24 protein-coding genes are annotated in these 26,849 nt (G+C 60.5%); 10 read left to right on the forward strand and 14 right to left on the reverse strand.

All coding sequences use genetic code 11. From position 1 onward, the window contains the following. Positions 1–109: 109 nt before the first annotated feature. Both thrB and thrC read right to left on the reverse strand, forming a co-directional pair. The gene (thrB, locus tag DW732_RS08280; RefSeq protein ID WP_117563865.1) at positions 110–991 is read right to left on the reverse strand and encodes a homoserine kinase; all 882 of its coding nucleotides are present in this window, start codon (positions 989–991) and stop codon (positions 110–112) included. A gap of 204 nt (positions 992–1,195) precedes the next feature. After that, entirely contained in the window at positions 1,196–2,713 is a 1,518-nt protein-coding gene (gene thrC, locus DW732_RS08285) for a threonine synthase (protein ID WP_118099270.1), read from the reverse strand. A 104-nt stretch (positions 2,714–2,817) separates the two neighbouring features. Between thrC and DW732_RS08290 the strand changes: the two genes are divergently transcribed. From DW732_RS08290 to DW732_RS08300, 3 genes are all read left to right on the forward strand, one after another. After that, complete coding sequence (locus DW732_RS08290) at positions 2,818–4,206, forward strand: aspartate kinase (RefSeq protein WP_118099271.1); 1,389 nt, start codon at positions 2,818–2,820, stop codon at positions 4,204–4,206. 173 nt (positions 4,207–4,379) lie between these two features. Beyond that, the gene (locus DW732_RS08295; protein ID WP_118099272.1) at positions 4,380–5,405 is read left to right on the forward strand and encodes an aspartate-semialdehyde dehydrogenase; all 1,026 of its coding nucleotides are present in this window, start codon (positions 4,380–4,382) and stop codon (positions 5,403–5,405) included. A gap of 402 nt (positions 5,406–5,807) precedes the next feature. Continuing rightward, positions 5,808–6,386, forward strand: a complete 579-nt coding sequence (locus tag DW732_RS08300) for a methylated-DNA--[protein]-cysteine S-methyltransferase (RefSeq protein ID WP_233502080.1) — start codon at positions 5,808–5,810, stop codon at positions 6,384–6,386. A gap of 206 nt (positions 6,387–6,592) precedes the next feature. Here DW732_RS08300 and DW732_RS08305 read toward each other — a convergent pair whose 3' ends face one another. After that, positions 6,593–7,828, reverse strand: coding sequence for a chloride channel protein (locus DW732_RS08305; RefSeq protein WP_199569777.1), 1,236 nt, complete (start codon positions 7,826–7,828; stop codon positions 6,593–6,595). Between the two features lie 317 nt (positions 7,829–8,145). Between DW732_RS08305 and DW732_RS08310 the strand changes: the two genes are divergently transcribed. Beyond that, on the forward strand, positions 8,146–8,847 hold the full coding sequence (locus DW732_RS08310) for an ABC transporter ATP-binding protein (protein WP_117743716.1): 702 nt from the start codon (positions 8,146–8,148) through the stop codon (positions 8,845–8,847). A gap of 5 nt (positions 8,848–8,852) precedes the next feature. Further along, entirely contained in the window at positions 8,853–11,618 is a 2,766-nt protein-coding gene (locus tag DW732_RS08315; RefSeq protein WP_233539415.1) for an ABC transporter permease, read from the forward strand. Between the two features lie 116 nt (positions 11,619–11,734). On the opposite strand, the gene DW732_RS08320 is transcribed toward DW732_RS08315, so the two are convergent. The 4 genes from DW732_RS08320 to DW732_RS08335 all read right to left on the reverse strand — a co-directional run bounded on the left by DW732_RS08320 (position 11,735) and on the right by DW732_RS08335 (position 16,111). Further along, positions 11,735–12,055, reverse strand: a complete 321-nt coding sequence (locus tag DW732_RS08320; protein ID WP_117734238.1) for a multidrug transporter — start codon at positions 12,053–12,055, stop codon at positions 11,735–11,737. A gap of 443 nt (positions 12,056–12,498) precedes the next feature. After that, positions 12,499–13,437, reverse strand: coding sequence for a helix-turn-helix domain-containing protein (locus tag DW732_RS08325; protein WP_117734239.1), 939 nt, complete (start codon positions 13,435–13,437; stop codon positions 12,499–12,501). A gap of 368 nt (positions 13,438–13,805) precedes the next feature. After that, entirely contained in the window at positions 13,806–14,885 is a 1,080-nt protein-coding gene (locus DW732_RS08330; protein WP_118099273.1) for a 6-phosphofructokinase, read from the reverse strand. 140 nt (positions 14,886–15,025) lie between these two features. Further along, positions 15,026–16,111 (reverse strand): carcinine hydrolase/isopenicillin-N N-acyltransferase family protein, encoded by a 1,086-nt coding sequence (locus tag DW732_RS08335; RefSeq protein WP_118099274.1) that lies wholly within the window; start codon positions 16,109–16,111, stop codon positions 15,026–15,028. A gap of 161 nt (positions 16,112–16,272) precedes the next feature. Here DW732_RS08335 and DW732_RS08340 point away from each other — a divergent pair, with 161 nt between their 5' ends. After that, complete coding sequence (locus DW732_RS08340; RefSeq protein WP_233539416.1) at positions 16,273–17,658, forward strand: M18 family aminopeptidase; 1,386 nt, start codon at positions 16,273–16,275, stop codon at positions 17,656–17,658. 250 nt (positions 17,659–17,908) lie between these two features. Here DW732_RS08340 and DW732_RS08345 read toward each other — a convergent pair whose 3' ends face one another. From DW732_RS08345 to DW732_RS08355, 3 genes are all read right to left on the reverse strand, one after another. Further along, the gene (locus DW732_RS08345) at positions 17,909–18,844 is read right to left on the reverse strand and encodes a D-2-hydroxyacid dehydrogenase (RefSeq protein ID WP_117743720.1); all 936 of its coding nucleotides are present in this window, start codon (positions 18,842–18,844) and stop codon (positions 17,909–17,911) included. 132 nt (positions 18,845–18,976) lie between these two features. Further along, on the reverse strand, positions 18,977–19,864 hold the full coding sequence (gene map / locus DW732_RS08350; protein ID WP_117816942.1) for a type I methionyl aminopeptidase: 888 nt from the start codon (positions 19,862–19,864) through the stop codon (positions 18,977–18,979). Between the two features lie 116 nt (positions 19,865–19,980). After that, entirely contained in the window at positions 19,981–20,757 is a 777-nt protein-coding gene (locus DW732_RS08355) for a radical SAM protein (RefSeq protein WP_118099275.1), read from the reverse strand. Between the two features lie 175 nt (positions 20,758–20,932). On the opposite strand from DW732_RS08355, the gene DW732_RS08360 reads away from it, so the two are divergent. From DW732_RS08360 to DW732_RS08375, 4 genes are read left to right on the forward strand one after another with little or no spacing between them, the layout of a single operon-like run. Continuing rightward, positions 20,933–21,730, forward strand: a complete 798-nt coding sequence (locus tag DW732_RS08360; RefSeq protein WP_158553177.1) for an alpha/beta fold hydrolase — start codon at positions 20,933–20,935, stop codon at positions 21,728–21,730. Between the two features lie 55 nt (positions 21,731–21,785). Further along, positions 21,786–22,205 (forward strand): hypothetical protein, encoded by a 420-nt coding sequence (locus DW732_RS08365; RefSeq protein ID WP_147330312.1) that lies wholly within the window; start codon positions 21,786–21,788, stop codon positions 22,203–22,205. Further along, entirely contained in the window at positions 22,175–23,098 is a 924-nt protein-coding gene (locus tag DW732_RS08370; RefSeq protein WP_199569779.1) for an HD-GYP domain-containing protein, read from the forward strand. The genes DW732_RS08365 and DW732_RS08370 overlap by 31 nt, the downstream gene beginning before the upstream one ends. A gap of 24 nt (positions 23,099–23,122) precedes the next feature. Further along, positions 23,123–23,479: an Hpt domain-containing protein gene (locus tag DW732_RS08375; protein ID WP_118099276.1), complete on the forward strand. Its 357-nt coding sequence runs from the start codon at positions 23,123–23,125 to the stop codon at positions 23,477–23,479. Between the two features lie 103 nt (positions 23,480–23,582). On the opposite strand, the gene DW732_RS08380 is transcribed toward DW732_RS08375, so the two are convergent. The 4 genes from DW732_RS08380 to DW732_RS08395 are packed head-to-tail and all read right to left on the reverse strand — an operon-like array spanning position 23,583 to position 26,735. Beyond that, positions 23,583–24,392, reverse strand: a complete 810-nt coding sequence (locus DW732_RS08380) for a gamma-glutamyl-gamma-aminobutyrate hydrolase family protein (protein ID WP_117743725.1) — start codon at positions 24,390–24,392, stop codon at positions 23,583–23,585. Between the two features lie 52 nt (positions 24,393–24,444). After that, entirely contained in the window at positions 24,445–25,209 is a 765-nt protein-coding gene (locus DW732_RS08385) for an amino acid ABC transporter ATP-binding protein (RefSeq protein WP_117743726.1), read from the reverse strand. Between the two features lie 36 nt (positions 25,210–25,245). Then, positions 25,246–26,079, reverse strand: a complete 834-nt coding sequence (locus DW732_RS08390) for an amino acid ABC transporter permease (protein WP_117743727.1) — start codon at positions 26,077–26,079, stop codon at positions 25,246–25,248. Next, positions 26,076–26,735: an amino acid ABC transporter permease gene (locus tag DW732_RS08395; protein WP_117743728.1), complete on the reverse strand. Its 660-nt coding sequence runs from the start codon at positions 26,733–26,735 to the stop codon at positions 26,076–26,078. Before DW732_RS08395 ends, DW732_RS08390 begins: the two co-directional genes overlap by 4 nt. Positions 26,736–26,849 lie beyond the last annotated feature (114 nt).

A 26,849-nucleotide genomic window follows, 5' to 3' on the forward strand; every position in this document is an offset into this window, starting at 1 on the left:
GGACGGCAGGACCCCCGCCGCACGAAGTGCGCAGCGGGGGTCCTGTCATGTCCGAGGACGATTTGGGGGCAAAGCCCCTGGCCTCCCCGGCGGGTATAAAGTACGGCGACTACAGGTATTCGATTTGAGCGCCTTCCGTGTCGCACGTCAGAATATGCGTCTCACACTTGGGGAACTGCTCGCGCAGCTTGACCTGCAGGAACTTGGCTACGATGGTGTCATCGGTTACGGCCATGAGGGTTGAGCCCGAACCGCTGATCCAGATGGTCTTGGCACCGCCGTTCAGGCAGGTGTCGCGCACGGCGTTGTAATCGGGGATCAAGCGGCGACGATAGGGCTCCTGGATGCGGTCGTCATTGGCGGCGGCAATAAGGTCCAGGTCGCCGGTCTCCAGGCCGCGCGTCATGCCGGCGATGCGGCCCATTTGCCACACGGCGGTGGAGAGCGGAATCTCCTGCGGCACGACTTTGCGCGCCTCGCTCGTGTGCACCTCGTAGGGCGGAATCACGGTAATAAAACGCAAGCGATCGCTCACCTCATAGCGCAGGCACTGGGGCAGCGAGTCGGTCGGCGTAAAGGAGCAGACGGCGCCGCCCAGGATAGCGGGGGCGACGTTATCGGGATGGCCCTCGACCTCGGTGGCGATGCGGACGAGCTCGGCGCGGTCGACGGTGTGGCCTGTCAGCGCGGCGGCAGCCATAATGCCGGCGACGACGCAGGTGGAGCTGGAACCCAGGCCGCGGGCGACGGGCACGTCGGTCTGAATGTCGATAGCGACGGGGAATGCCGGCTCGCCCCAGGCGGCCAGAGCATCGACAAAGCTCACATAGACCAGGTTATTCTCGTTTTGGAACTCCTCGGGGCAGCCCGTGATGGTGAGTTTGTCGGCGCGCTCGAAGGTGAAGTGCGAGTAGAGGCTGACGGCCATGCCGAGGGTATCGTAGCCAATACCCAAGTTGGCGCTTGTTGCTGGGACGGTGATTTTGATCATGTGAGTCCTCCTGGCGTGCCTGGTTGTTTAGTTCGCTGCTCGGGCAGTCCTGCACAAGACGGAAAGCACATTAAGTGCTTTCCTTTGCGTGCGGAACTCGCGACGAACTAAACAGCCAGACACGCTGTGCGCGTTCGTCATCATCCCGGGGGCTATCTGATGGAAGAAGGTGCGCCGGCTTTCGCCGGCGCCTTATAAGGGGTTTTAGTTGGTAGTCATCTTTTTTGCTGCAGACTCTACGTAGTTGGCCATCTCATCGACGTCACAGACGTCTTCGAAGCGGACGGGTTTGGATTCGAGTTCGGCGAGCTGGGTCGGGGCGACCGTGTTGGTGGCCTGCTCGAGCACACGCATGGCCTCAAAGTCGTCCTCGGGAACGTCGAGGCCCAGGGCGTCGCAGCAGGCGCGCGGGAACTTGTAGGGGCTGGCGGTCGAAAGCAGCACGCGGACCTTGGCGCCCTCGGCGGGGGCGACCTGCTCAAAGACGTGATAGCCGCAAGCGGTGTGCGGGTCGATCACGTAGCCGTTGGCGTCCCAGCAGCTCTTGATGGCAGTGTGGACCTCGTCCTCGCTGGCCCAACCGCAGCCAAACACACTTTGGATCTTGGCCAGCAGCTCGGCGGGCACTTCGTAGCGACCGGTCTGTGCCAGCTGCTCCATAAGGCCGGCAACGAGCTCGCAGTCGCCATCGGACAGGAAGTAGAGCATACGCTCCAGGTTGGAGCTGATAAGGATGTCCATCGACGGCGAGATGGTCGTGAAGAACGGACGGTTGCGGTCGTAGACGCCGGTGGCCAGGAAGTCGGCCAGCACGTTGTTCTTGTCGCTCGCCACGACGAGCTTGGCGACGGGCAGACCCATGCGCTTGGCGTAGTAGCCGGCCAAGATATCGCCAAAGTTGCCGGTCGGCACACAGAACTCTACGGCGTCGCCAGCCTCGATAGCGGCGGCGCGCAGCAGCTGCGCATAGGCGGCAAAGTAGTAGACGACCTGCGGCACCAGGCGGCCGACGTTGATGGAGTTGGCGCTCGAAAGCACCGTGCCGGCGGCCTCCAGGCGCTCGGCCAGCTCCTTATCGGCAAAGATGCGCTTGACGGCGCTCTGGGCGTCGTCAAAGTTGCCGCGGATACCGCAGACGGCGACGTTGTCGCCCTCCTGCGTGGACATCTGCAGATTCTGGACGCGGCTGACCTTGCCCTCGGGATAAAAGACGGTGATGCCCGTGCCCGGAGCGTCGGCAAAACCAGCGAGTGCGGCCTTGCCCGTGTCGCCTGACGTGGCGGTGACGATCATGATGCGCTCGGCGCCGCCTTCTTTGGCGGAGGTGCGGGCCATCAGGCGGGGGAGCATCTGCAGGGCGACGTCCTTAAAGGCGCTCGTGGGGCCGCCAAAGAGCTCCATCACATAGGTCTGAGGGGCGTCGGCGCCCGGTGCGGCATCGAGTTTGACGAGCGGCGTAACCTCTTCGCTCGCGAACGTGCCGCGGTATGCTTCGTCGACACACGCCGAAATTTCTTCGGCCGTGTAATCATTCAGTAACATTCCCAACACATCTTGAGCGATTTCAAAGTACGATTTATCTGCAAGCGAGCTGATATCGACCTGCTGGGTGCCGAGCTCGTCCGAGACAAACAAACCCCCGTCGGGAGCGATGCCAGTACGGATTGCCACCTTACTTGAGCACGATAAAGTGCGTCCTCGTGTACTATGATAAGTTCCCATATAACACTGCTCCTCGGATGCCTTGGTCCCAATCGGTGAAACCATGGTATCAGAGCGCGCAAAATAGGTTCGCAGAGGCTTTTTAGAAAGGTAACCTCCAGCCCATGATTAAGATTGCCAAGTTTGGCGGCTCGTCGGTCGCCGACGCCGAACACTTTAAGAAGATCAAGGCCATCGTCGATGCCGACCCTGCCCGCCGTTTTGTGGTGGTTTCTGCCTGCGGTCGCCGTTTTAAGGGCGACACCAAGGTGACCGACCTGCTTTACCTGGTTAACGCGCACGTTAAGTACCACGTGTCGTGCGAGGAACTGCTCGAGGACATTGGCCAGCGCTACTTTGATATCGCTGACGAGTTGGAGCTCACCTATCCCATCCGCGAAGAGTTTGCTGCCTTTGCCGAGCGTGCTCGCTCCGGTGGCTACTCCACTGAGGAGCTTGTGAGCCGCGGCGAGTACTTTACCGCCCGTCTGATGGCCGAGTACCTGGGTCTGCCGTTCCTGGATGCCGCGACGGTTGTTGCGTTCCATCATGACGGTACGCTCAGCATGAACCGCACAGCCGAGCTGGTGCAGGAGTACGGCCAGCAGGGCGGCTTTGTCATGCCCGGTTTCTATGGCGCGACGCGTGAGGGTCAGATCAAGCTGCTCGATCGTGGCGGCGGCGATATTTCCGGCTCGATTCTGGCCAAGTGCCTGGGCGCCGATCTGTACGAGAACTGGACCGACGTTTCGGGCTTCTATTCTGCCGATCCGCGTATTGTGCCCGAGGCGCAGCCCATCGCCCGCGTTACCTACGAGGAGCTGCGTGAGCTTTCGTACATGGGCGCAAGCGTCCTGCACGAGGAGGCCGTGTTTCCTGTGCGTGAGGCGGGTATTCCGCTGGTCATCAAGAACACCAATGCGCCGCAGGACCCCGGCACCATCATTAGCGAGACGGCTGACGAGGGCGAGGCAGAGCCCATCATTACCGGCGTGACCGGCAAGCGCGGCTTTGTCGCCATCAATGTGGCCCGCGACCGCACCAAGCCCCGCGTCGGCTTTATGCGCCGCGCGCTTTCGGTGTTCGAGCGCTATGACGTTTCCGTTGAGCACATGCCCACCGGCGTCGATCGCTTTGGCGCCGTGGTGCAGGAGCAGGATGTGCACGATTCGCTGTACTCGCTTGTGGGCGACATTCAACAGGAAGTCGAGCCGCTCGAGATCGAGGTCGTTGAGGGTCTGGCACTTATTGCTACCGTCGGTCGTAACCTGCGCGGTCGTGCAGGTATCTCGGGCCATCTGTTTGGCATGCTCGGCCAGGCCGGCGTGAGCGTGCGCATGATTTCGCAGAGCTGTGACGAGATCAATATCATTATCGGTGTCGAGGAGAAGGACTTCGACCTGGCGATTCAGACCATTTACCGTGCCTTCTCCGACGAAAACGGCATTGTGAAGGTCTCCGATCTGGAGCCCGCCGAGCCGCTCGAGCCTGCCCTGGCCGCACTCCACAAGTAGTTTCCGTCCCGGTAGATTTTTAGGATGTCCCAAAAATCTACTGCCGGGCGTTTCGTTTCGGTTTCGTTTCGACGGGGCGGGTTTTGTATCCGCCCCGTTCTTGTATAAACTGGGCAAGAATATCCGGCCTGCTTGGCGTGCGGGCGATAGCCACAACCTTTAAAGGGGGAAGCATGAAACAGTACACGGTTGCTATTTTGGGCGCGACGGGAGCTGTGGGCACCCAGATGCTCGAGTGCCTCAACGAGCAGGAGTTTCCGGTCAGTAAGCTCAAGCTGCTGGCGAGCGCGCGCTCTGCGGGCAAGACCGTCGAGTTCCGCGGCGAGCAGGTTGTGATTGAGGAGGCTTGCCCCGAGGCTTTTGAGGACTGCGACATCGTGCTCGGCGCTGCCGGCGACGATATCGCCAAGGAGCTGCTGCCCGAGGCCGTCAAGCGCGGTGCCGTCGTGGTCGACAACAGCCATGCCTTCCGTCTGGATCCCGAGGTGCCGCTGGTCGTGCCCGAGATTAACGCCGATGACATTAAGTGGCACCACGGCCTGATCGCCAACCCCAACTGCGCGACCATCATCGGTCTGGTTCCTACGTGGCCGCTACATCAGCTCGCCGGCGTGAAGCGCATGATCGTCTCGACGTACCAAGCGGCTTCGGGCGCTGGTGCCCCCGGCATGGCCGAGCTCGAGGCTCAGCTGGCCGCTCTGGGCCGTGGCGAGGAGATTCCCGAGCCGCGTGCATTTGCCGCCCAGCTGGCGAGCAACCTGATTCCGCAGATTGGCGGCGTCAAGGAAGAGGGCTTTACCTCCGAGGAGATGAAGTTGCAAAACGAGGGCCGCAAGATCATGCACCTGCCCGATCTGCGCGTGAACTGCACCTGCGTGCGCGTGCCCGTGCTGCGTTCGCACTCCGAGAGCATTACGCTCGAGTTCGAGCGCGACATTACGGTCGAGGAGGTCCGTGCTGCGCTGGCTTCTGCCCCGGGCGTGAAGCTGGTTGACGATATGGCTGCCGAGGATGCACACGACCGCTTCCCCATGCCGATGGATACGTCCGACCAGGACCTGATCTGGGTCGGTCGCGTGCGTCGCGACATCTCGAACCCCGAGGCTGCGCGCGGCATCACCTTCTGGTGCTGCGGCGACCAAATCCGTAAGGGCGCGGCAACCAACGCCGTCCAGATCGCTAAGCTGCTCTGCGAGTAGTGTGACCTGTCCGGCGGGGGCCGGGCTTAGTTTTCAGAACGTCCTCGACCATGTGTGGCGCCTTGTCCTGCTCCTTCGGAGCCGCGGACAAGGCGTCACACTGGTCTGCGGAGTGTTCTGAAAACTAAGCCCGGCCCCCGCCTGCGGTGACGCTGCTGCGAGCGGCCTGCGATGGGGCCGTTGTTGGTTGGGGCCGCTGGGCTGATGTGGGGGCACGTGGTTGTTGCGGGCCCTGGTCCGGGCGGCGGCCTCGGCGCTTCGCGCCTGCCGCCTTTGGGGACTGCGGAGCGCGGCCGGCAGCTGCGGCGCCGCGCACCTGCTGCCTTGGGTGACTTTGGGGTCGATTGGGGTTGTCTGCACAATTCGCGGTATTATGTTGCGGAGTTTTGAAAGGAGCCGCTGGTGGTCACGACGACGTTTGCTTCGCCTTTGGGCGAAATCTTGCTTGCCGCTGATGGCCGCGGTCTGACGGGGCTTTGGTTTGAGGGACAGGAGCACTTTGGCTCCACGCTGCTCAAAGAGGATGCGGAACGTGTTGAAGGTGCCGATGCGGTTTCTGGTGCCGGTGGGATGTCTTCGGTGAGTCCGGCAAATGGTGCGGCTTCTTCGGTGCTTGAGCGTTCCTGGGCTTGGCTGAATGCTTATTTTGCGGGGCAGGAGCCTCGGTTTACGCCGCCGTTGCATATGATTGGCACGGCGTTTCAGCGTGAAGTTTGGTACGAGCTGCTTTCAATTCCGCGTGGCGAGGTCGCTACGTATGGCGAGATCGCCCAGCGTGTTGCGGCTCGACATCGTGTGCCGGGAAATGAGGCACCCGTTGTGTCTCCCCGTGCCGTGGGGGCCGCGGTCGCGCGTAATCCCATTTCGATTATTGTGCCGTGCCATCGCGTGGTTGCCGCCGATGGTTCGCTCAACGGATATGCTGGCGGCCTTGACCGCAAGGAGTGGCTGCTGCGGCTTGAGGGCGCGTACGAGGAGTAACGCTCGAGCACTTTGCATAGCCAAGATGCCGTGAAAGAACGGGACACGCTTTCCGAATGGAGGCTCAGACGGAAACCACGTTCCGGAATTCTGTTATAAAGCGGGATGCGCTTTCCGAATGGCGTCCCGAGCGGAAACCGTGCCCCGGAATACAGCCTCAGAGTGGGACGCCGTTTCCGGTTGAGACCACCTGCCTGGACATCGATCTACGCCCGCTCCTGCAGGGCGTAGATGGACTTATCCATGTTGAATAGGTAAGCCACAACGCAGACGATGAAGAACGCCGGCAGATTACCGAAACCGAAGACCTCGCAACCGATAAGGATTGGCGCGAGCAGCGTGTTGGTGGCGCCGCCAAAGACGGCGGCGTAGCCCAGCGCGGCGCAGAACTCGACGGGCATGCCGAGAATTCCGGCGAGCACGACACCCAGGCTTGCTCCGATAGAGAACAGCGGCGTTACCTCACCACCTTGATATCCTGCGGCAAGCGTGGCGATGGTGAGTGCGAATTTGAGCGCCCAGTCCCAAGGCATGATGGCAATCTTGCCGTTGTCGTCCAGCGCTGCCGATATCAGGTTTGTGCCAAGGCCGCAGTATCGCCCCTGCCACAGTACGAACAGAATCGCCGACAGTGCAAGGCCCATAACGGCAACGCGTATGTAAGGGTTGGGGAACAGCCGTGCTGCAAGGGTCTTGGCATGGGCAAGGCACCAGGCAAAAGCGCCGCCTACCATACCAAACGCGATACCCAACAGCGCTAGCCGTCCAAGACCGGGGAGGTCGAGCGCATACGAGGCGGTAACGGCGACCTCGAACTTCTCGAGTCCTAGGGCGCCGGAGGTCATACTTGCGGCGAGCGAGGCCGTAAGCGCGGGAAACAGCGCGCGGTATTCCATGCGTCCTGCGACCAGTACTTCGATAGCAAAGACCGTGGCAGCAAGAGGCGTTCGAAAGAGCCCGGCAAAGCCGGCAGCCATGCCGATAAGCAAAAACGTGTTGCCGGGGTCTCGGAAAAGTAGGTGTCGGCCGATCCAATGTGAGACGGTTGCACCGATCTGCACGGCCACGCCCTCGCGTCCCGCGCTGCCGCCAAAGAGGTGCGTTCCCCACGTGCTCAGCATAATGAGCGGCACCAAGCGCGGGGAGATAGCGTCTTCGCGCCCGTGGCCTACGTCGAATACTAAGCTCATGCCGCGTTCGGTGCCTTTGCCCCAAGTGCGGTAGGCAAACACGATGGCAAGGCCCGCGAGGGCGAGGAGGGGAAGGAGCAGAGTGATGTGCTCGTCACGGAAGGTGCCAATCGCCAGAAGCACGCGACCAAAGAGCGCGCAGATGGCGCCAACGATAATGCCGACGGGGATTCCGGCAGCGCCCATAAGCACGAGGCCGCTATAGGTGTTGACCAGGCGTTTAATCCTGCTCGATGTGCTGCTTTCTGACACTTCTCCTCCAAAACAAAAAAGACTCCTGCCGCGGCGTGATACCTAGGAGGCACCACGTAACAGCAGAAGTCATCAGCAACAAGGCGGTTTAGGGTGACGCGACAGCTTAGCTAGCGCACCCAGCGGAGACATTCATTCCGAAGCGGCATCATAGCGGTGGGCGAGGCTTGGGTCAAATGGTTGACTTGGGTAGCCTCAATGCCTCGCCCACACCCGCCATTCCCCCGTATAAAACCTGCCAAAATGAGCCTGTCCCTTTTTGGTGGGTGGGAAATGGGTAATACTAAAGAGTTATCCGACCAGATGGGAATTAATCGATGGCCTATATTGAATTCAAAGACGTCATCAAGGCATACGGCGAGGGCGACGCCCGCATCCACGCGCTCGACGGCGCGAGCTTTACGGTCGAGCGCGGCGAGCTCGCCATCATTCTTGGTGCTTCGGGTGCCGGCAAGACCACGGCGCTCAACATTCTGGGCGGCATGGATACGGCGACCTCCGGCACCGTGACGGTGGACGGGCGCGACGTGAGCTCCGCCAACGAGGCGCAGCTCGTGGAATACCGCCGCGCCGACGTCGGCTTTGTTTTCCAGTTCTACAATCTGGTCCCCAACCTGACGGCACTCGAAAACGTCGAGCTCGCGGCGCAAATCTGCCCCGATTCGCTCGATGCCGAGCAAACGCTTTGCCAGGTCGGCCTGGGCGAGCGCCTCGCCAACTTTCCTGCGCAGCTTTCGGGAGGAGAGCAGCAGCGCGTGTCCATTGCCCGCGCGCTGGCCAAGAACCCTAAGCTGCTCCTTTGCGACGAGCCCACGGGCGCGCTCGACTACAAAACCGGCAAGCAGATTCTGCAGCTGTTGCAGGACACCTGTCGCAAGCAAGGCATTACGGTCATTATCATCACCCACAACTCCGCGCTGGCGCCCATGGCCGATCGCCTGATCCGCTTTAAGAGCGGCCGCGTGGAGAGCGAGACTGTCCAGCAAAATCCTGTACCTATCGAGACGATCGAGTGGTAGCGCCCATGGACCAGGATCGCCAAAACAGCCAAAACCGTGATACGGAGCACGTCGGTCGCGACCGAGAGTTCGCGACCTACCGCACTGCCCAAAGTTCAAACGACATGGTGCCGACGGTGTTTCGCCGTGGCATCTACCGCACAATCCGAGGCGGTCTTAAGCGCTTCTTGTCCATCGTGGTCATCACGGCGCTTGGCGTGAGTGTGATGTGTGGCCTTAAGGCGGGCTGCGAGGACCTGTGCGATTCGGTTGACGCCTACTTTGACCAGCAGAATGTCTATGACATTAACGTGCAGTCGACCTATGGCCTTACGCGCGACGATCTTGCGGCCATTCAAGAGGTCGACAGCGTCGAGACAGCCGAGGGCATCTACACCGAGACCGCCTACACCGCCGTGGGTACAACGCGCGAGCGCGTGGTCGTCCAGAGCCTTTCCAGGGAGAATATCGATCAGCCGGTGCTGGTGAGCGGCGATTTGCCCGAGCGTGCCGGCGAGGTCGCGGTGACCTCGCGTTTTTTGAAGGCTTCGGGCAAGAAAATCGGCGATACGGTGAGCTTTGCCGCCAACGATGCGAGCTCGTCTAATCAAAGTGCCAAGGATCAGTTCGCCGCGGGTGATTACACCATTACGGCTGAGGTCCTTGACCCCACCGATGTGAGCTCCGACTCGACCGTCAATGCCTTTCGTGCCGCCTCGGCTGCGGACTATAAGTTCTATGTGAGCGAGGATGCCGCGACATCTTCTTCCTACTCCGCGGTTCACGTGACCGTCGAGGGGGCTAAGAGCCTCAATTCCTATTCGGATGCCTACACGACAAAGATTAATGAGGTCAAGGGCAGTATCGATAAGATCCGCGACGGACGCGAAAAGGCACGTGCTCAAGAGTTGACGGTCGATACGCCGGCAAGTTTGGATGCGGCCGAGCGCCAAGCGAATATGCTCTTTGGGATTGAACAGGACAACATCGATCGTATGGCCGAGGGCAGCGAGGAGCGTGCGCAGGCGCAAGCCGACCTGGACCAGCGCCGTGCCGCCGCCGACCAGCAGTTTGCCGATGCCCGCGCCGAGATTTCCGACCTTGGCGAATGCACCTGGTACATCCAGGACCGCGGCAACATCGCGAGCTACTCGAGCGTCGAGAGCGATAGCTCCTCGATCGAGGCCATCGCCACGGTTTTCCCGTTCATCTTCTTTATCGTCGCTGTGCTCATCAGTCTCACCACCGCCACGCGTATGGTCGAGGAGGAGCGCACGCTCATCGGTCTGTACAAGGCACTCGGCTATTCACGCGGGCGTATCCTGTCCAAATACGTGGACTATGCGCTGTGGGCTTGCCTGATTGGCGGCGTGCTGGGCAACATCATTGGATTTGTGGGCCTGCCGCTGTTCTTGTTTACGGTATTCGACGACATGTACTCGCTGCCCCAGATGCTGCTTTCGTACGACATCGTGTCCTCGATCGTTTCGGTGGCGCTGTTCGCCGTGGGCGTGGTGGGCGCCACGATTATCGCCTGCCGCCACGAGATGGCCGAGACCCCGGCCTCGCTCATGCGCCCCAAGGCCCCGCGCGCCGGCTCGCGCATCTTGCTCGAGCGCATCGGCTTTATCTGGCGCCGCATGGGCTTCTTAAATAAGGTCGCTGCACGTAACCTATTCCGCTACAAAAAGCGCGCCTTTATGACCATCTTTGGCATCGCGGGCTGCACGGCGCTCGTGATCTGCGGTATGGGCATCCGCGATACATCGGTGGCGCTTTCGCCCAAGCAGTACGGGCATATCACGCGCTATGACCTGCTAGCGGTCGCCAATCCCGACGATTTTCCGCAGACGTGCGCGGCGCTCGACGAGCGAAGCGCAGCCAAGGATTCCGACGTGACCGTGACTTCGACGCTGCCGATTATGACCGACAACGTCACCTTTACATTTGGCGGCAAGAGCGAGACCGTGCAACTGATCGTGGTGCCCGATGACCGCACGAACGACCTGGACGACTACGTGTGTCTCGAGGACGAGTCCGAAGAACCGCTCGCCCTGCGCGACGGTGATGTGTATTTGAGCAAGAGCTCTCAGCTGGTGCTGGGGATCAAGCCGGGTGACACGGCTCACGTCCAGGATTCGTCGCTCAATGTTGCCAAGGTCAAAGTCAGCGACATTTCGCTTAACTATCTGGGCAACACGCTCTATATGACGCAGAGCACCTATGAGAGCGCGTTCGGTCGAAGCGCGCGCCTCAACGGCATCCTTGCGCTGCTTAAGGGTTCGTCGGCCGATCAGATTGCGTTTACCAACCGTCTTAAGAGCGATGGTTGGATTACGCTGTCGAGTACCGCCGAGCATTGGGAAAACTATGAGGCAAACTTTACGATTATCAATTCGGTCGTGGTGCTTGTGACCTTTATGGCGGCGTGCCTGTCGTTTGTGGTGGTATTTACGTTGTCTAATACCAACATCTCGGAGCGCGAACGCGAGCTGGCGACTATCAAGGTGCTGGGCTTCCGTCGTGGCGAGGTGCACCACTACGTTAACAAGGAGACGCTGATTTTGACGGCGATTGGTGCCGCGCTGGGCGTGCCGCTGGGTGGCCTGCTTGCCGAGAGCTTTACGTACATCCTGCAGATGCCGTCGCTGTACTTTGACGTCGAAGTCGAGCCGCTGAGCTACGTGCTTGCCGTGGTGCTTTCCTTCGGCTTTACGATCATCGTCAACCTCGCCACCAACCGAACGCTCAACAAGATCGACATGGTCGGCGCCCTCAAGAGCGCCGAGTAACCTGCCAAAAAGGGACAGGGTTATTTTGGCAGGTTTTATCTGGGCGAACGCCGGACAACCATTAGGTGGCCCAGCGTTTGCCCCGTTTTGCTGGGGAGGTCTGTCGTTCAGTGCTCTTACTGCCCAATCCAGCGTTGCGCATAGCTCTTAATGTCCTCGGTAAAACCGTCAAGGTCGTCAAGGGTGATCACGCTGTCGATAAGCAAATTGGCTATCTCGCGGTGCATTGTGCTGCGGCGAATGTTGTTTGCGATTACGCCTGAGGACAGCTTGTCTCTATTGAGGCGCTCTTCTAATGCCCAAAATCTACTGGACGCTTCGCTGTCGCCGTTCAGCATCTCAACGTACTGGGCGATGAGCTTTTCCATATAACGTTCTTGCCATTGAGGAAGCATTTTCTTAAACAGCTTCCAGTCGCTTTCGGCTACGTCGCGCATATGTCCTCCGCTCGTCAAACGGGCTTTCCATTTGCCTTTCATTCTATTTGGTTTTCGCTCCCAGGCGTGGATGAGAGGCTCTCTTTAGCCTTCGAGATTGGGCTTGAATGGGTCGTATGCCACAAAACGGGCCTATCTACTACGTTTGCTACCACACCCTCGACCATGACAAAGATTATGAAATTAAAACCGCAGGTAGAGGGCTTGCCATTTTTCGGAAAAGGCGGGTATGGTCGGCCCTCTCGAGTTAAACGTAGTAAATAGGCCCTTTTCTTGGCGCGCGGTCAGCTCAATGCTAATCTCCGTGCCGGAACTGACCCAGTTGTTTGTAAGTTGTGGTGATATACGGACTGTTTGGCGCTTTGGAACTTCGAAACAGTCCCTATCTCACCGCAACTTAGGAGAAGGGCGGGGGTGGTTGGGTGCTGGTGGGTCGGAGCGTGTTAGGCCTGTTTGCGGTGCTTCCATTGTTTGCGGCACCAGCGCATGAGCGCCTTTATGACGGGAATCGTGATGAGGATGATCCATGCAGGATGGGGCTGTCCCAAACAGAGCCACATGTAGAGGAACCAAGCGATGGCGGCTGCCGGGTAGATGGCCTCGATCAGCTTAGACAGGTGGCGCCGATCGATGAAGTCACCAATCGCGTAGTAGACGGGAACCAGAAAGACGAGGAAAAGCCCCATGCCCCATGTGCCGTAGACAATGCCGAGCACCAGATAGGCGAGAGCGACAAGTGCGGGGAAGGGAAACTTGTTCCACGCACGACCGACCTTGGTGTGGAAATGCTTGCCATGATGGTCGAGCTTGTCGTGTGCTTCCTTCCAGCTGGAAAACGTCTCGCCGTCGATGGTGACGGTGCCATCGTCATTGGTATGCACGTTATGTCCATCGTCCTCTAGCGTATCGATATGCAATCCGCCTGGCCCCACATGGACCTCTTCACCCTTGCGCTCGTTAGCCACATGGATGCCACTCCAGCCAACATGGACCTCTTCGCCTTTGTTGGGATCAATAACGTGGATGCCGCGCGCGAGGGAAATATCGACAAGTGGCTTATCGCTGCAATCAGCGTGCTCAGTAGAAGCCTCAGCCTCTTCAGCCCCATCTGGAGCTTTGGTGCCGGCGTTGCTGTTCTGTGCCTCATCATCAGTCTGCGAGTCATCAGTGCTATCCACCGCCTCTCCATACAGCAGTTCATCCAGCGACACGCCATACAGCGCGGCGAGCGCAATAAGGTTATCGGTATCGGGTGAGGATTCGCTGCGCTCCCATTTACTGACAGCCTGACGACTCACACCCAGCTGGGCGGCAAGCGCCTCCTGAGAAAGCCCGGCAGCCTTGCGGCGATCAACGAGCTGCTGCGCCATCGCAAGATCCATAACAGTTCCTTTCATGTGGTGACCGTAATCGAATGAGCCGAGTATGCCGAGAACAACCAGTAGCGACCACCATTTCTAGTTAGAATCTGCTCCAACCCTACCGCAACTACCGGTAGCAACCCCTAACGACCAGCCATTTCAGGACAAATGTCAGTGCTACTCTCAGCTAAGAGCCTGCAACATCCCAAAATCTCAGCCCACGCACTTGCAGCAAGAAGACGAATAGCCTCGGCGAGTATGTAAACGCAGGGCCCTCCGACCCCGCCCGACGATTTCGATTGGCGACCTTTGACGGAGTCAAGGGAGGAGCCAAATCGAAATACGTCGGGCGGGGTCGGAGGGCCCGATGGGATGGGTTTCGGCCGAGGCTATTCGTCGCCGAAGCTGATGCCCAATGCCTTGGCCTCGCGCACCAGGTCGCTCTGGGGGTCGACAAACTTGAGCTTGCCGGCGACATCCTCGAGCGGCATGTGGCACATCTTGCCGTCACGCAGGGCAATCATGTAGCCAAACTCGCCGCGTAGGCAGCCCAGTGCCGCCTCGACGCCGCACTGGGTCGCAAAGATGCGGTCCTGGGCGTCGGGCTGACCGCCGCGCTGCGTGTGACCGGGGATGGCGACGCGGGTCTCGCGACCGGTCTTGGCCTCGATCTCCTTGGCGATGTCGTAGACAATCGACGGGCTCGTACGCTCGGCGAGCTTCTTCTTGTACTCCTTCTTGGACAGCGCCGCGTCCTCCTTGGAGATAGCGCCCTCGGCGACGGCCACGATGGTAAAGCGGCTGCCGGTCTCCATGCGATGCTCAATGGTCTTGATGACGTTATCCATGTCGTAGGGGATCTCGGGAATCAAGATGACATCCGCGCCGCCCGCGACGCCAGCGTACAGCGGGATCCAGCCAACCTTGTGGCCCATGATTTCGATGACGAACACGCGGCCGTGGCTCGAGGCGGTGGTGTGGATGTCGTCGATGCACTTGGTGGCGACGTCGATGGCGCTCGTAAAGCCAAACGTCATCTCGGTGCCCCAGGTGTCGTTATCGATGGTCTTGGGCAGGGCGATAACGTTGAGGCCCTCTTCGCGCAGGCGGTTGGCAGTCTTGGTGGAGCCGTTGCCGCCCAGCATAAACAGGCAGTCGAGCTGCAGCTTGTGATAGGTGTGGACCATCGCGGGCACCTTTTCGACGCCGTCAGCCTCGGGAATGTCCAGGCGCTTGAACGGCGTGCGGCTCGTGCCTAGAATGGTGCCGCCGCGGGTGAGGATGCCGCTAAAATCGGCGGGAGTCATAACGCGGAACCTGCTGTAGATAAGGCCCTGGTAGCCGTCCTCAAAACCATAGATCTCGATAGGCTCTTCGCTATTGGTCATGAGCGTTTTGACAATGCCGCGCATGGTGGCGTTGAGCGCCTGGCAGTCGCCGCCACTGGTAAGAAGACCGATCCTAAGCATGATGAATCCTTCCGGGCAAGTTATAACATGCGCATAAGTTTACCCCCGCACACTGTTGATATAGGGGTAAAACGTGTTAGCTCAAGCGTATAGAAATGTAAGCAGCGTCAGGCGAGCGTAAGGACGACGGGCCTGGCTCCTTACAACGCGAAGGCGTCGACGTCGCCCCAATGGCGGCGCAGCGTGATGGCGGCAGCGGGCTCGGTGTTGTCAAAGACGACCGACCACTGCGTGTTGCTGGTGATGTCTTCCGGATTGGGCTCTTGCGCTGCAGCGCGTAGGGCCTTCCAAGCGACTGCCTCGTCTTGGGTGCCGGCATGGGCGTCGAGGACATCGGCGATTGCGACGGCGCGCTCTTTACCATGGCCCAGCTCGCCATTCTTTTGGTTGGGCAGCACTTCGTCGCCATAGCAGGCGTAGAAGTTCGTAACCTGGCGTACAGGAGTCGCTTTGAAAGCGCGGTCCGGATCGCGCGGATTCCACTCTACTACGCGCGCGTCACCGGCGGCGTCGTTGATAAAGAAGTGGTAGTCGCGTCCGGCCATGGCGTGCATGTCGTAGGCAGAAAGCAGGTCGACGGCCTCCTGCGTGGTGGCCGCGCGGTCGAGCACCAGACGGATGGCGAGCGAAGTGTTGATGACGGGGCGCTGCGTGTCCTGGTCACAGGGTTTGGAATCCAGGGTGAGCACGGCAATGGACACGCCACATTCGTTGACGCCGTCGAGCTGGGCAAACGGGCCCATCAACGCCGCAGCGCGTCCGCCGACGGAGTCAAGCGGAGTGTTATCGCCCAGGTTGTTAAGGGCGGCAAACCCGATGGAGGCATGGCCGCCGCGTGGGTGATTGCGCACCAGCAGCGCCGAGGTGTCGTCCTTAAAGTCGTAATTGCGACCGGTGCGAACACGGCCTTCGCCATCCACGGCGACAAAAGCGCTGCAGGCAAACTGGGGCGCCTGGACATGTGCCGGCACGCCGGGCAACACCTGCGCCACCACAGCATCAATGTAGGCCTGGTCATCGCGCACATCGGTTGCGATGATGCGGTCAAGGTCGTAGTCGTAAGCGATGTCGATTGCGTACAGGTCATAGCCATCCGCGTTGCCGGTCAAGCGTTTGAGCGACGTGGCGGACTTGATTTGTTTGTGATAAACGATACCGGTGGCAGCAGCAAGGCCGACGGCGACTCCCGCGACACCGCAGGCGATGGCAATGTTACGTGGCTTCATGACGGCTCCTTTCGTCCTGTTAGCGTAATTGTCGCAAAAGGAGTGCGGGCATGATGGCTCAACTTGGCGAGCGGCGCGGGATTAAACATGGAGTGAAAGGCACGGCACTGGCGCGGCGGGGTATGCTGGAGGGGACCATCAACCCAGCGAAAGGGGAGAGCATGACGGATCAGCAAACGCCCGAGCGCGCGCATGTGACGGCCGACGATATCGAGGCCGCCAACGACCTCATCGACTTTATCGAGGCATGCCCCAGCATGTTCCATACGGCGGCGACCATTATGGCCGAGCTCGACGAGACGGGCTTTACCTACCTGCCCGAGAATGCGGCGTGGGACATCGAGCCGGGCGGGCGTTATTACACGCAGCGCAATACCTCGAGCGTTGTTGCCTTTAAAGTGGGCGAGGACCTGGCTGCTACGTGGGGCGAGGACGGCGTTGCCGGCGACTACCATTTTCAGCTTACGGCGTCGCACAGCGACTCGCCGACGTTTAAGGTCAAGGCCGTGCCCGAGCTCGACGGCGCGGGCGAAACGCTGCGCCTGAACACCGAGGCATACGGCGGCATGATCGACTACACCTGGTTCGACCGTCCGCTGGCACTCGCGGGCCGCGTGTTGGTACGCGAGGGCGACCGTATTGAGAGTCGTTTGCTCGCTACCGAGCGCGAAGTCGCCATCATCCCGAGCCTTGCCATCCATATGAACCGCGGCGTTAACGAGGGCTTTGCGCCCAACCGAGCCGTTGACCTGTGCCCTCTCATCAGCGCTGGCGACCTTAAGCAGGGCGACTTTGACGCCCTGATCGCCGACGAGCTGGATGTTGAGCCCGAGCAGATTTTGGGCCGCGATTTGTTCCTGGTCAACCGCCAGGATGCGCGCATTTGGGGCTGGGCAGACGAGTTTATCTCGACGCCCAAGCTCGACAACCTGGCCTGCGCCTACACCTCGCTGCAGGCATTTTTGGGAGCTGAGAACGCGCACGACGTTTCGGTCTTCTGCTGCTTTGATAACGAGGAGGTTGGCTCCGAGACCAAGCAAGGCGCCATGTCGACGTTCTTGGCCGACGCGCTGCGCCGCATTAACGGATCGCTGGGCTTCGACGACGAGTCGTACCACCGTGCGCTTGCCGCTTCGATGCTCGTGAGCTGCGACAACGCGCATGCCGTGCACCCCAACCACGCCGAGAAGTGCGACGCCCGGAACCAGGTTGTGCTCAACGGCGGCATCGTCATCAAGGAGGCCGCCAACCAGCACTACTGCACCGATGCCTTTAGCCGCGCGGTGTTCCAGGCTATTTGCGACGACGCCGACGTACCCACGCAGGCCTTCGCCAACAAGAGCGATATGGCCGGCGGCTCCACCCTGGGCAACCTGTCGAACATGCAGGCGAGTATGCACGCTGTGGACGTGGGCCTGCCGCAGCTGGCCATGCACTCGAGCTACGAGACCGGCGGCGTGCGCGACGTGATGTGTGCCATCCGCGCCCTCACCGCCTTCTACGAGCGTGACCTCCATATCAACGGCGCCGAAAGCGTGGAGCTCTAAACCTGCCAAAAAGGGATGTTAATTTTGGAAGGTTTTATCTGGGCGAATGCCAGCGGCATTACAAGCCGCTGAGTCCCTAAAGCTTTGCGGGTAGAGAAAAAGTCAGCGAGAGCCCGTCTGGGCGAGCAAGGTGCCTTGAAAGAGGAGGGCATTGGCCTTCTGGCCATGCCCGACGATTGAAAGGCAGATTGCCGTCCAGACGGGCTCGTAGCGTCGGCTCATTACGCCGTTCGTTAGAACGGCGTAATACCTAGTGCTCAATCCAGCAGCGTAGCGTCTCGCCAGCCAGAAGATGGCGTAGATTCTCGGCGGCGATGTCGACCACGTTGTTGAGCGTGGCCTCTAGGTGGAACCAGCCCGAGATATGCGGCGTGATGAGCATGTTGGGAGCGTCCCACAGCGGGCTTGTCGCGGGCAGGGGCTCGGGGTCGGTGACGTCGACCGCGGCGCCGGCAAGATGTCCCGACTCCAGGGCGGCAACCAAGTCGTCGGCGACCACAAGGTCACCGCGGCCGCCGTTGGCAAAGAAGGCGCCCGGCTTCATTGCGGCAAAGAACTTGGCGTTCGCCAGACCGCGGGTCTCGGGCGTGCTGGGCATAAAGGATGCGACGATGTCGGCCTCCGCCAGGCGCTCAGACAGGGCATCCATGCCGTCCATGTCCTCAAACACAATGGGGTAGACGAGCGGATGGCGCTTGATGCCGCGGACGTGTGCGCCCATGCTGCGGCAGAGCGTGGCAAAGTGGCCGCCGATATCGCCCGCGCCCAGCACCAGCACGTTGGCATTTTTGAGCGAGGTAACCTGCCCCAAATCCTCCCAGCGATGCTCGCGCTGCAAGTCGTGATAGCCGGGCAGGCGCTTCATCATGGAAAGGACCATGGCAAACATGTGCTCGCTTACGGCCTGACCGTAGGCGCCGATCGAGCAAGACAGCTTGGCGTCAGCCGGCACGGTGCCGGCGGCAAGGTAGTCGTCATAGCCGGCGGTCTGCAATTGCAACAGCTGGAGATGCTCGCATGCCATGAGCATGGCGGGGTCGACGTTGCCCAGAATCACGTCGGCGTCGGCGACTTGCTTGTGCGTGACAGCGTCGGCGCTCGTGTAGATAAAATCTTCGCCCGGAGCGCTCGACTCGAGAATTGCGCGATGACGGTCGTTGACGGGCAGCAAAACCAGGATGTTCACAAGCAGTCCTCTCCGCTTGACCTACCAAAAAGGGACAGGTTTATTTTGGCAGGTTTTATCAGGCAAAACGTTCAAACGAAACGCCGGATGCATGGACGGTTGCAGGTCCATAGACATCCGGCGTTCGTGTGGCTACCAGCTCAGCAGCTCGTAACCATCCTCAGTCACTACGAGCTGTACCTCGCACTGGGCCGAATCGCTGCCGTCCTTGGTGCGCACGCACCAACCGTCACCCTTGCTAATCTTGATGTCGGGCGCTCCGGCATTGACCATGGGCTCGATGGTAAAGACCATGCCCGGGGCCATGATGGTGTCCACATCGGGTGCCTCGGTGGTAAAGCCCACAAACGGGTCCTCGTGGAACTCCTTACCGATGCCGTGTCCGCCGTACTCGCGCACCACGCTAAAGCCGGCGTCCTCGACCGTCTTTTGCACGGCCTCGGCCATCACGGACAGCGGCAGCCACGGCTTGACGGCCGCCAGACCCGCCTCCACGCTGGCGCGGGTGACGTCGACCAGGCGCTGACGCTCGGCCGAGACCTCGCCGATGCAGAACATGCGGCTCGAGTCGCTAAAGTAGCCGTCCAAAATCGTGGAGCAGTCCACGTTGATGATGTCGCCCTCGTGCAGCACGTCCGTATCGCAGGGGATACCGTGACAGACCACATCGTTGATCGAGGTGCATACGCTCTTGGGGTAGCCTTCGTAGTTGAGGTCGGCCGGCGTACCACCGTGCTCGACGGTGTAGTCGTAGATCATCTGGTCGATCTGGTTGGTGGTCATGCCTGCGGCGATGTGCTCGCCTACGTAGTCGAGCACGCCTACGTTGATGGCGGCGGAGCGCTTGATGCCCTCGATGTCGGCGGGCGTCTTGTAGAGCGTGCGGGGCAGAACCTCCCAGCCCTCCTCCCACAGGCGCTCGAGGCGCTCGTCGAAGGCGCTGTGACATTTCTTATATTTTTTGCCGCTGCCGCACCAGCAAGCATCGTTGCGGCCGGGCACGGGTCCGTTGTCAAACATGGCTAACTTCCTTTCATTCGCAGCTAGTATAGCTCACCCGCAGACCAGCTCATTTGGGACGGGGCTTTTTAGCTACCCTGTCAGTTGAGGATGATTTGCTGGCGGGTGGCCGCGCGCTAGTAGCTCACCTGGCAGGGAATGCCGAGGGCGCGCACACGTGCGGCGATCGTATCGAGCGCCTCGGGCGCTGCTTTGGCAAGGCCGGCGATCGGTGTTTCGCGCGCTACCGTGTAGATGGTCGCCTCCTGTGGGCGAATGCGCTCGAGCGCCGCGAGCCAAGGGCCGACATACGCTTCGCCGGTGTTATCGAGGGACTTGCCCTGATACTCGCCGGTCAAAAAGATCGTCTGGATAATAACGTGACCGTCAAAGCTCGCGAACGTCTCGATCTGGTGCTCGACGTCGTAGGGGCCAACAGGCTGGTCGAGCAGCTGGATAAATGTCGGGTCGACGGTATCGAGCTTGAGGATGTTGTCGTCGACCATCATGAGCGCATCGTGCACCTGGGGACGATTGGCGCGCGTGCCGTTGGAAAGCACGGCAATCTTGGTGTTCGGTGCCAGCTGGTTGCGAAGCGCGACAGCGCCGGCGATGGCCTGCGGAAACTCCGGTGCGGCGGTGGGCTCGCCGTTGCCTGCGAAGGTGATCACATCGGGGAGCTCGCCCTCGGCTGCCATCTCGCGCAGCTTTGCCTCGAGCGCGTCGAGTACCACGGCAGCTGTGTTGTACGGCTCATGGCAGGGGCGCTCGGCGTTGAGGCCGTTCTCGCAGTAGATGCAGTCAAACGTACAGATCTTGCCCGATGCCGGCATCATGTTGACACCGAGAGAAAGGCCCAGACGGCGGCTGCGCACCGGTCCAAAGATGGGGCTGGCATTTAAAAACGTAGACATAGGCATATGCTCCTTGGGACAGTTGTGCCTAAGCATAGCATCGGCGCCAAAGTCTGGTTTGGGCTTGTGCTCTTAGGTTTCGTTTTTTCATTCTGCCCTCGATGCCTGCGATATGAAAGGTTTCGGGTCGGGTACAGTTCATGTGTTAACAAGGCACAAGACGATGGGGCATAACATGGATTTTACGGTCGAGAATGCGGGCACCACGATTGCCTGTCGCGAGTTTGCCGAGTCGGGCGTGCCGTCGGATGCGCCTGCCTTGATATGCGTGCACGGTGCCTGCGTCGATGGCACATTTTTTGAGGGCATCGCCCGCGAGCTCAGCCAAGTGTGCCGCGTAGTTGCCTACGACCGCCGCGGCTGCGGCGAGAGCGGCGACGCCGCGGACGGGCGCTACGACCTCGCCGCCCAGGCCGACGACCTGCAGGCCGTCATCGAGCATATCGGCGCTCCGGCAAACGTGCTCGCGCACAGTGCCGGTACGCTGGTGACCCTGGAGCTTCTCCGTACAAACCCGACCATTGTCTCGCGTGCGATTCTGCATGAACCCGCCGTGACAAACGAAGGCGCCGGCCTGGGTGCGGCCCCGGTTTTACTCGAGATGATTGCTGCGGGAAAGGTCTCGAGGGCGCTAAGGGCCTTCCTGGGCGCCATCGGCGATTCGGACCCTCAAGCCCCCAAGTTAACCGAGGCAGAAGCCAAGCATGCCCTGCGCAACGGCCGCAGTTTCATGGCAAACGAATACGAGATCACTATGACCTGCGTTCCCGATTGGGATGGCGTCCGCGCTTCGAAAACGGTGGCCGCCGTGTTTCTGGGCGAGCTCTCGATTGGCACGCCCCGCGAGGCGGGCACGAGAACGGCGGCTGAGCTTTTGAATTGTCCGCTCGTAGTAGTTCCCGGCGCGCACAACGGGCTGCGCGATCGCCCGACAGCGGCCGCCCAGGCTGTCCGCGGCATCTTGGGGCTCTAGCGGCCGAATCATCAAACGGGCTTCTTTCGTAGACGTTTCGGCTGTGTTAACAAGGGTGCTCAAAACCCAACGTCTGCGGCTTCAGCCCTACCCCGTGGTGCGTTTGCTGTCGGCCGACCAGATTAAGGGCGATCCCAACTGCCTGCTCGCCGGCGATCGGTGTCCCTGTCTGCGCCAGTCAGGTCTGGAGGTCTTGGCAGGCTCCGATGAGGTGTCGGAACGGCTGCTCAACGATGGCGTTGAGTACCGCGCTCGCCTGCGCCCTCTGAAGGTCGAGGGCGAGCTTCACGTCCTGCTGATGGTGCGCCCGATTGATGAACAGGAGGCCGCAGAAGAGGACCTTGTCTACACCGACGTGCTGACGAGCGTGCGCAATCGCCGATATTATGAGGAAAAGCTTCGCAGCGCCCGCATGCAGGCCGGTGTGGCGATGAGCTGTCGCTCGTGCTGCTGGACATTGTCATGCCGGGCATGAACGGCTTTGAGGTGTTGGGCGATCTGTCGCGCCGGTCGATTATTGACAATCTGCCTGTCATCATGATCTCGAGCGAAGATTCCGACGATGTGGTGCTGCGCGCGTACGAGCTGGGTGCTTCGGACTATGTCAACCGCCCGTTTGACTCCCGTGTCGTGCGCCGCCGTGTAAGCAACACCATCCGCCTGTACGCCAAACAGCGTCGTCTGACGAGCCTGCTGTCCCAACAGTACAACGAGCGCGTCAAGAACAGCCGCATGCTCATCGACATCATGGCCGGCGTCATGGAGCTTCGCAATGGCGAGAGCGGCAGGCACGTTACGAACATCGAGAAGCTGACCGAGCTACTGCTCGGCTGCCTGGCCCACCGTAGCGACAACATCTCCCTCGACAACGAGGAGCGCTCCACGATTGCCCTGGCTTCGGCGCTGCACGATATCGGCAAGATGTCGATTGACGATGCGATTCTCAACAAGCCCGGGCGCCTCACGCCCGAGGAGTTCGAGATTATGAAGACGCATACCACGATTGGCGCCGACATGCTGCATGAGCTGGGCCGCCATCACGCCGGCAATGCGCTTATGGAATATGCGTACCAGATTGCGCGTTGGCACCACGAGCGCTGGGACGGCAAGGGTTATCCCGACGGCCTTAAGGGCGACGATATCCCCATCGCCGCACAGGTGGTTTCGGTGGCCGACGTGTACGATGCGCTGACGAGCGTTCGCGTGTACAAGGATGCCATCCCGCACGAGGAGGCGATCCAGATGATCCTGGACGGTAAGTGCGGCACCTTTAACCCGCTGTTGCTCAACTGCCTGCTCGAGGTGCAAGACCGTATTGCCGAGACATTGGCACGCCCTGCCGACGTTGTCGCGTTTCCCACGATTTAGTTTGACCAAAGGAGTTTTTAATCCATGATTTCCATGCGTGAGGCGTATGAGAAGATTGGCGCCAATTATGAAGACGCGTGCGCTCGGCTGATGGGCGAGGAGATGCTTAGCCGCTTTGCCCTCAAGTTTTTGGATGACGAGAGCATGGACAAGCTGGAGGCCGCCATGGCGGCAGGAGACGCCGAAGGTGCGTTTATGGCAGCGCATACGCTCAAGGGCGTGAGCCAGAACCTGGGATTCGATAATCTGTATGAGCCGGCGGTCGTGGTGACCGAGGCGCTGCGCGGCGCCGATGCCGTTGACGGCGCTCGCGAGGGAATGCATGCGCTGCAGCAGCAATATACAGCTACGATGTCGGCCTTACGCGAGGCGGCTGAATAAGAGCTTGCGAGCTTTGATGCGCGCCGGATGCATATAGGCAAAAGGGCGCCCCGTCGGACCATGTGGCCGGCGGGGCGCCCTTATTTGTTGTGCTGTCCGTGAACTAACGGGCCTGCTTAACCTTTGCCGCTGCCTCGACAAACGACTTCCACAGGTTAAAGTCGGTCTCGAGCGTCTGCCAGGTGTACTCGGGATGCCATTGCACGCCTAGGCAGAACGGCTGGCCCTCGACCTCGATGCACTCGGGTACGCCGTCGGTTGCCTTGGCGACCAAGCGCGTGCTTTTACCCAGACGATCGACGCAGCAGTGGTGTGCGGAGTTGGTCTGGATCAACCTGTGCCCGCCAACCGCGCGCTCCAGCAGCGAGCCCGGCACGACCTCGACAGGATGCACAGGGTCGTTGAGCACGTGGGTATGGCGCCACTGCGTGCGGCCCTCGCGCGCGCCCAGGCTCGGCACGTCCATGCACAGGGTGCCGCCGGTGGCGACATTGAGCAGCTGCGTGCCTCGGCAGGTGGTAAAGAGCGGCTTCTTGGCGCGAAGCACCTCGTTAACCAGCTTAAACTCAAAACGGTCGCGAATCTCGCAGCACAGCGTGGGGTCGTAAGGACGCTCGTCGCCCCAGCGTTTGGGGTTGACGTCCGGGCCGCCAGGAATGGCAATGCCGTCGGCGATTTCCACGTAATGACGGATAACATCGATGTCTTCGGTAATAGACATCTGCAGCGGCAGGCCACCGGCGGCAAGGATGGCATCGACAAAGACACTTGCGATTTCCTCGTTGGGGGAGAGCGTTTCGCTTAAAAACGGCTTCGCCTCTTCCCAGCGCGGCGCGACGAGGATGAGCGGGCGGTCGGCGGGATCGACGTCGACGTGCGGGGTGTATGACGATGAAGTGCGAGTTCCGATCATAGGTGTTGCTTTCGAGTTTGGATGGTCATGGCGAGCAGATATGGCAATTGGGCTAGTGGCCCTTGATGGAGTTGAGGAAGTCCTGGGCGCGCTTGGTCTGGGGGTGGTCGAAGAACTCGTCGGGCGTGCCGGTTTCCACGATCTGACCGTCGGCCATAAACACGACGCGGTCGGCCACGCGGCGGGCAAAGTTCATCTCATGCGTAATCACGATCATCGTCATGCCCTGTTGGGCCAGGCGAACCATGACCTCGAGCACCTCGTTGATCATCTCGGGGTCAAGGGCGCTCGTGGGCTCGTCGAAGAGCATGGCCTTGGGCTGCATGGCAAGCGAACGGGCGATGGCGACGCGCTGCTGCTGACCGCCCGAGAGCTGTGCGGGCACCTTATCGGCCTGCTCCGCAACGCCTACGCGACTCAACAGGTCCATGGCGCGCTCGCGAGCCTCATCCTTGGAGATGCCCAGCACGTCGACCGGTCCCAGCATGACGTTTTGCAGCACCGTCATATGTGCGAACAGGTTGAACTGCTGAAACACCATGCCCAGCTCGGCGCGCATGCGGGCAAGATCCTTGCCTTCCTGCGGCAGGGGCTCGCCCTCGATGAGGATCTCGCCTGAGTCGATGGTTTCCAGGCGGTTGATGGTTCGGCACATGGTCGACTTGCCCGAGCCCGAGGGACCGATCACCACGACGACCTCGCCGCGGTCGACCGAGAGGTTGATGTCGTTGAGGACGTGCAGATCGCCATAGTGCTTATCGACGTGCCTGAGCTCAATCAACGGCCGGTTGTCGGTAGTAGAAGTGCTCTGTGCCATGATGCTCGGCTCCTTATGACTCGAAATGGTAAATCGTTAGCGGATGATGGTCGCGCCGGTCTTGTGCGAAACGTAGACAGCGGCCTTGTTGATCGCGACGTTGATGAGGATATAGATGACCGCGATCACCAGGTAAACCGATACGAGTGCATCGTAGTTGGTAATGAGCACGCGGGCATTTTGCATGAGGTCGGGGTAGCTCACCACATAGGCGACGGTGGTGTCTTTGACGACGACCACAAGCTGTGAAATCAACGACGGGATGATAAATCGAATAGCCTGCGGCAGCACGATTTTAAAGGTGATTTTAGCTTTGGAGAGACCGAGCGCCTGGGCAGCCTCGACCTGGCCGCGCGGCACGGCGTTGACGCCGGCGCGGAAGATCTCGGCAAGCACGCCGGCCGCAGCGAGCGCGACGGGAAGTGTGAGCATCCAAAACGACGGCAGCGCAATCTTGTACTGGGGCAGCACCAAAAAGAAGAAGTAGATGAACAGCAGGCTCGGCACGCCACGGAAGAAATCGGTGAGCACGCGGCAGACCAGCTGCAGCGGCTTGATGTCGCTGGTACGGCCGAGCATGAGGACTAAGCCCAGTACCAGCGCGATGGCGCCGGCGGTGAGCGCGACCTTTACCGTGCCCTCAAAACCGGCAAGCAGGAACTTCCAGGTGGTGAGGTGCGTAAAGAAGTACCAGTAATGGACCGAAAGCTGGCCGGTCACATAAAAGCGCTGCAGTACCAGAGCGATGAGCGCGGCCACGGCAACAAGTGAGATGGCGGTGCCGACGCGAATCTTGGCGCGCATCTTGGGGCCGGGAGCCTCGTAGAGCGCATCGCGCATGGTGAGCGCGGAGGTGGAGTGCTTGCTCATCGGAGGATCCTCACCCTCTTATCGATATAGTTGCCAATGTGGCTCACCACAAAGGCCGTGCCCAGGTAGCCGAGCGCCGAGATAAAGAACGCGGCGACGCCGCCGAGCGAGCGCGTGTTGATGTAGCTCACCACGCCGGTGAGCTCCTGCGGTTTAAGCGGCACCTGACTGCCGAGCGCGGTGGTGAGCATGACGGCGATAAAGAGGTTCGTCATGGGCAGTACGCTCGAACGCAGTGCCTGCGGGATCACGATCTTGGCGAGGATGCGGCTGAAGCCCATGCCCAGCGAGCGGGCGGCTTCTACCTGGCCGACACCGACGGTGTTGATGCCGCTCATAAAGTTCTCGGAGCCAAAGGCGGAGCCCAGCAACACCGTGGCGACGATAACGCAGGTACGGTAGGGCAGAACGACCTTGAGCGGCGGCAATGCGTAGACGACGATAATGAGCAGTGCGATGCCGGGAATGTTACGGAAGACCTGAACATACAGGTCGCCAAAGACGCGTAGCGGCTTGAGCGGCGACACGCGCATCACAGTGACGGCGACTGCCAGCACCATGGCGATGGCAAACGACTCAAGCGTCATGCCCCAGGTTGCGAGCAGCGCTTCAATGTAGTTCTGGCCATAGAGCGACCAGAGCTCGGAGAGACTCATGCGGACCTCCCGCCGATAAGGAAAGGGGCTCCCGTGTGTACGGAAGCCCCGACAACTCAGTGAAGAAACAGTTTAGCGCAATAAAGCGCACCGTGCGTTTCCATATGGTTTCAT

The sequence above is a fragment of the Collinsella sp. AM28-11LB genome (assembly GCF_003469895.1).
GTDB lineage: Bacteria > Actinomycetota > Coriobacteriia > Coriobacteriales > Coriobacteriaceae > Collinsella.

What these genes read in the sequence shown, in the direction of transcription:
- thrB (WP_117563865.1), bottom strand. Translation starts at nt 991, where the DNA reads ATGATCAAAATCACCGTCCCAGCAACAAGCGCCAACTTGGGTATTGGC.
- thrC (WP_118099270.1), bottom strand. Translation starts at nt 2,713, where the DNA reads ATGGGAACTTATCATAGTACACGAGGACGCACTTTATCGTGCTCAAGT.
- DW732_RS08290 (WP_118099271.1), top strand. Translation starts at nt 2,818, where the DNA reads ATGATTAAGATTGCCAAGTTTGGCGGCTCGTCGGTCGCCGACGCCGAA.
- DW732_RS08295 (WP_118099272.1), top strand. Translation starts at nt 4,380, where the DNA reads ATGAAACAGTACACGGTTGCTATTTTGGGCGCGACGGGAGCTGTGGGC.
- DW732_RS08310 (WP_117743716.1), top strand. Translation starts at nt 8,146, where the DNA reads ATGGCCTATATTGAATTCAAAGACGTCATCAAGGCATACGGCGAGGGC.
- DW732_RS08315 (WP_233539415.1), top strand. Translation starts at nt 8,853, where the DNA reads ATGGACCAGGATCGCCAAAACAGCCAAAACCGTGATACGGAGCACGTC.
- DW732_RS08320 (WP_117734238.1), bottom strand. Translation starts at nt 12,055, where the DNA reads ATGCGCGACGTAGCCGAAAGCGACTGGAAGCTGTTTAAGAAAATGCTT.
- DW732_RS08325 (WP_117734239.1), bottom strand. Translation starts at nt 13,437, where the DNA reads ATGGATCTTGCGATGGCGCAGCAGCTCGTTGATCGCCGCAAGGCTGCC.
- DW732_RS08330 (WP_118099273.1), bottom strand. Translation starts at nt 14,885, where the DNA reads ATGCTTAGGATCGGTCTTCTTACCAGTGGCGGCGACTGCCAGGCGCTC.
- DW732_RS08335 (WP_118099274.1), bottom strand. Translation starts at nt 16,111, where the DNA reads ATGAAGCCACGTAACATTGCCATCGCCTGCGGTGTCGCGGGAGTCGCC.
- DW732_RS08340 (WP_233539416.1), top strand. Translation starts at nt 16,273, where the DNA reads ATGACGGATCAGCAAACGCCCGAGCGCGCGCATGTGACGGCCGACGAT.
- map (WP_117816942.1), bottom strand. Translation starts at nt 19,864, where the DNA reads ATGTTTGACAACGGACCCGTGCCCGGCCGCAACGATGCTTGCTGGTGC.
- DW732_RS08355 (WP_118099275.1), bottom strand. Translation starts at nt 20,757, where the DNA reads ATGTCTACGTTTTTAAATGCCAGCCCCATCTTTGGACCGGTGCGCAGC.
- DW732_RS08360 (WP_158553177.1), top strand. Translation starts at nt 20,933, where the DNA reads ATGGATTTTACGGTCGAGAATGCGGGCACCACGATTGCCTGTCGCGAG.
- DW732_RS08375 (WP_118099276.1), top strand. Translation starts at nt 23,123, where the DNA reads ATGATTTCCATGCGTGAGGCGTATGAGAAGATTGGCGCCAATTATGAA.
- DW732_RS08380 (WP_117743725.1), bottom strand. Translation starts at nt 24,392, where the DNA reads ATGATCGGAACTCGCACTTCATCGTCATACACCCCGCACGTCGACGTC.
- DW732_RS08385 (WP_117743726.1), bottom strand. Translation starts at nt 25,209, where the DNA reads ATGGCACAGAGCACTTCTACTACCGACAACCGGCCGTTGATTGAGCTC.
- DW732_RS08390 (WP_117743727.1), bottom strand. Translation starts at nt 26,079, where the DNA reads ATGAGCAAGCACTCCACCTCCGCGCTCACCATGCGCGATGCGCTCTAC.
- DW732_RS08395 (WP_117743728.1), bottom strand. Translation starts at nt 26,735, where the DNA reads ATGAGTCTCTCCGAGCTCTGGTCGCTCTATGGCCAGAACTACATTGAA.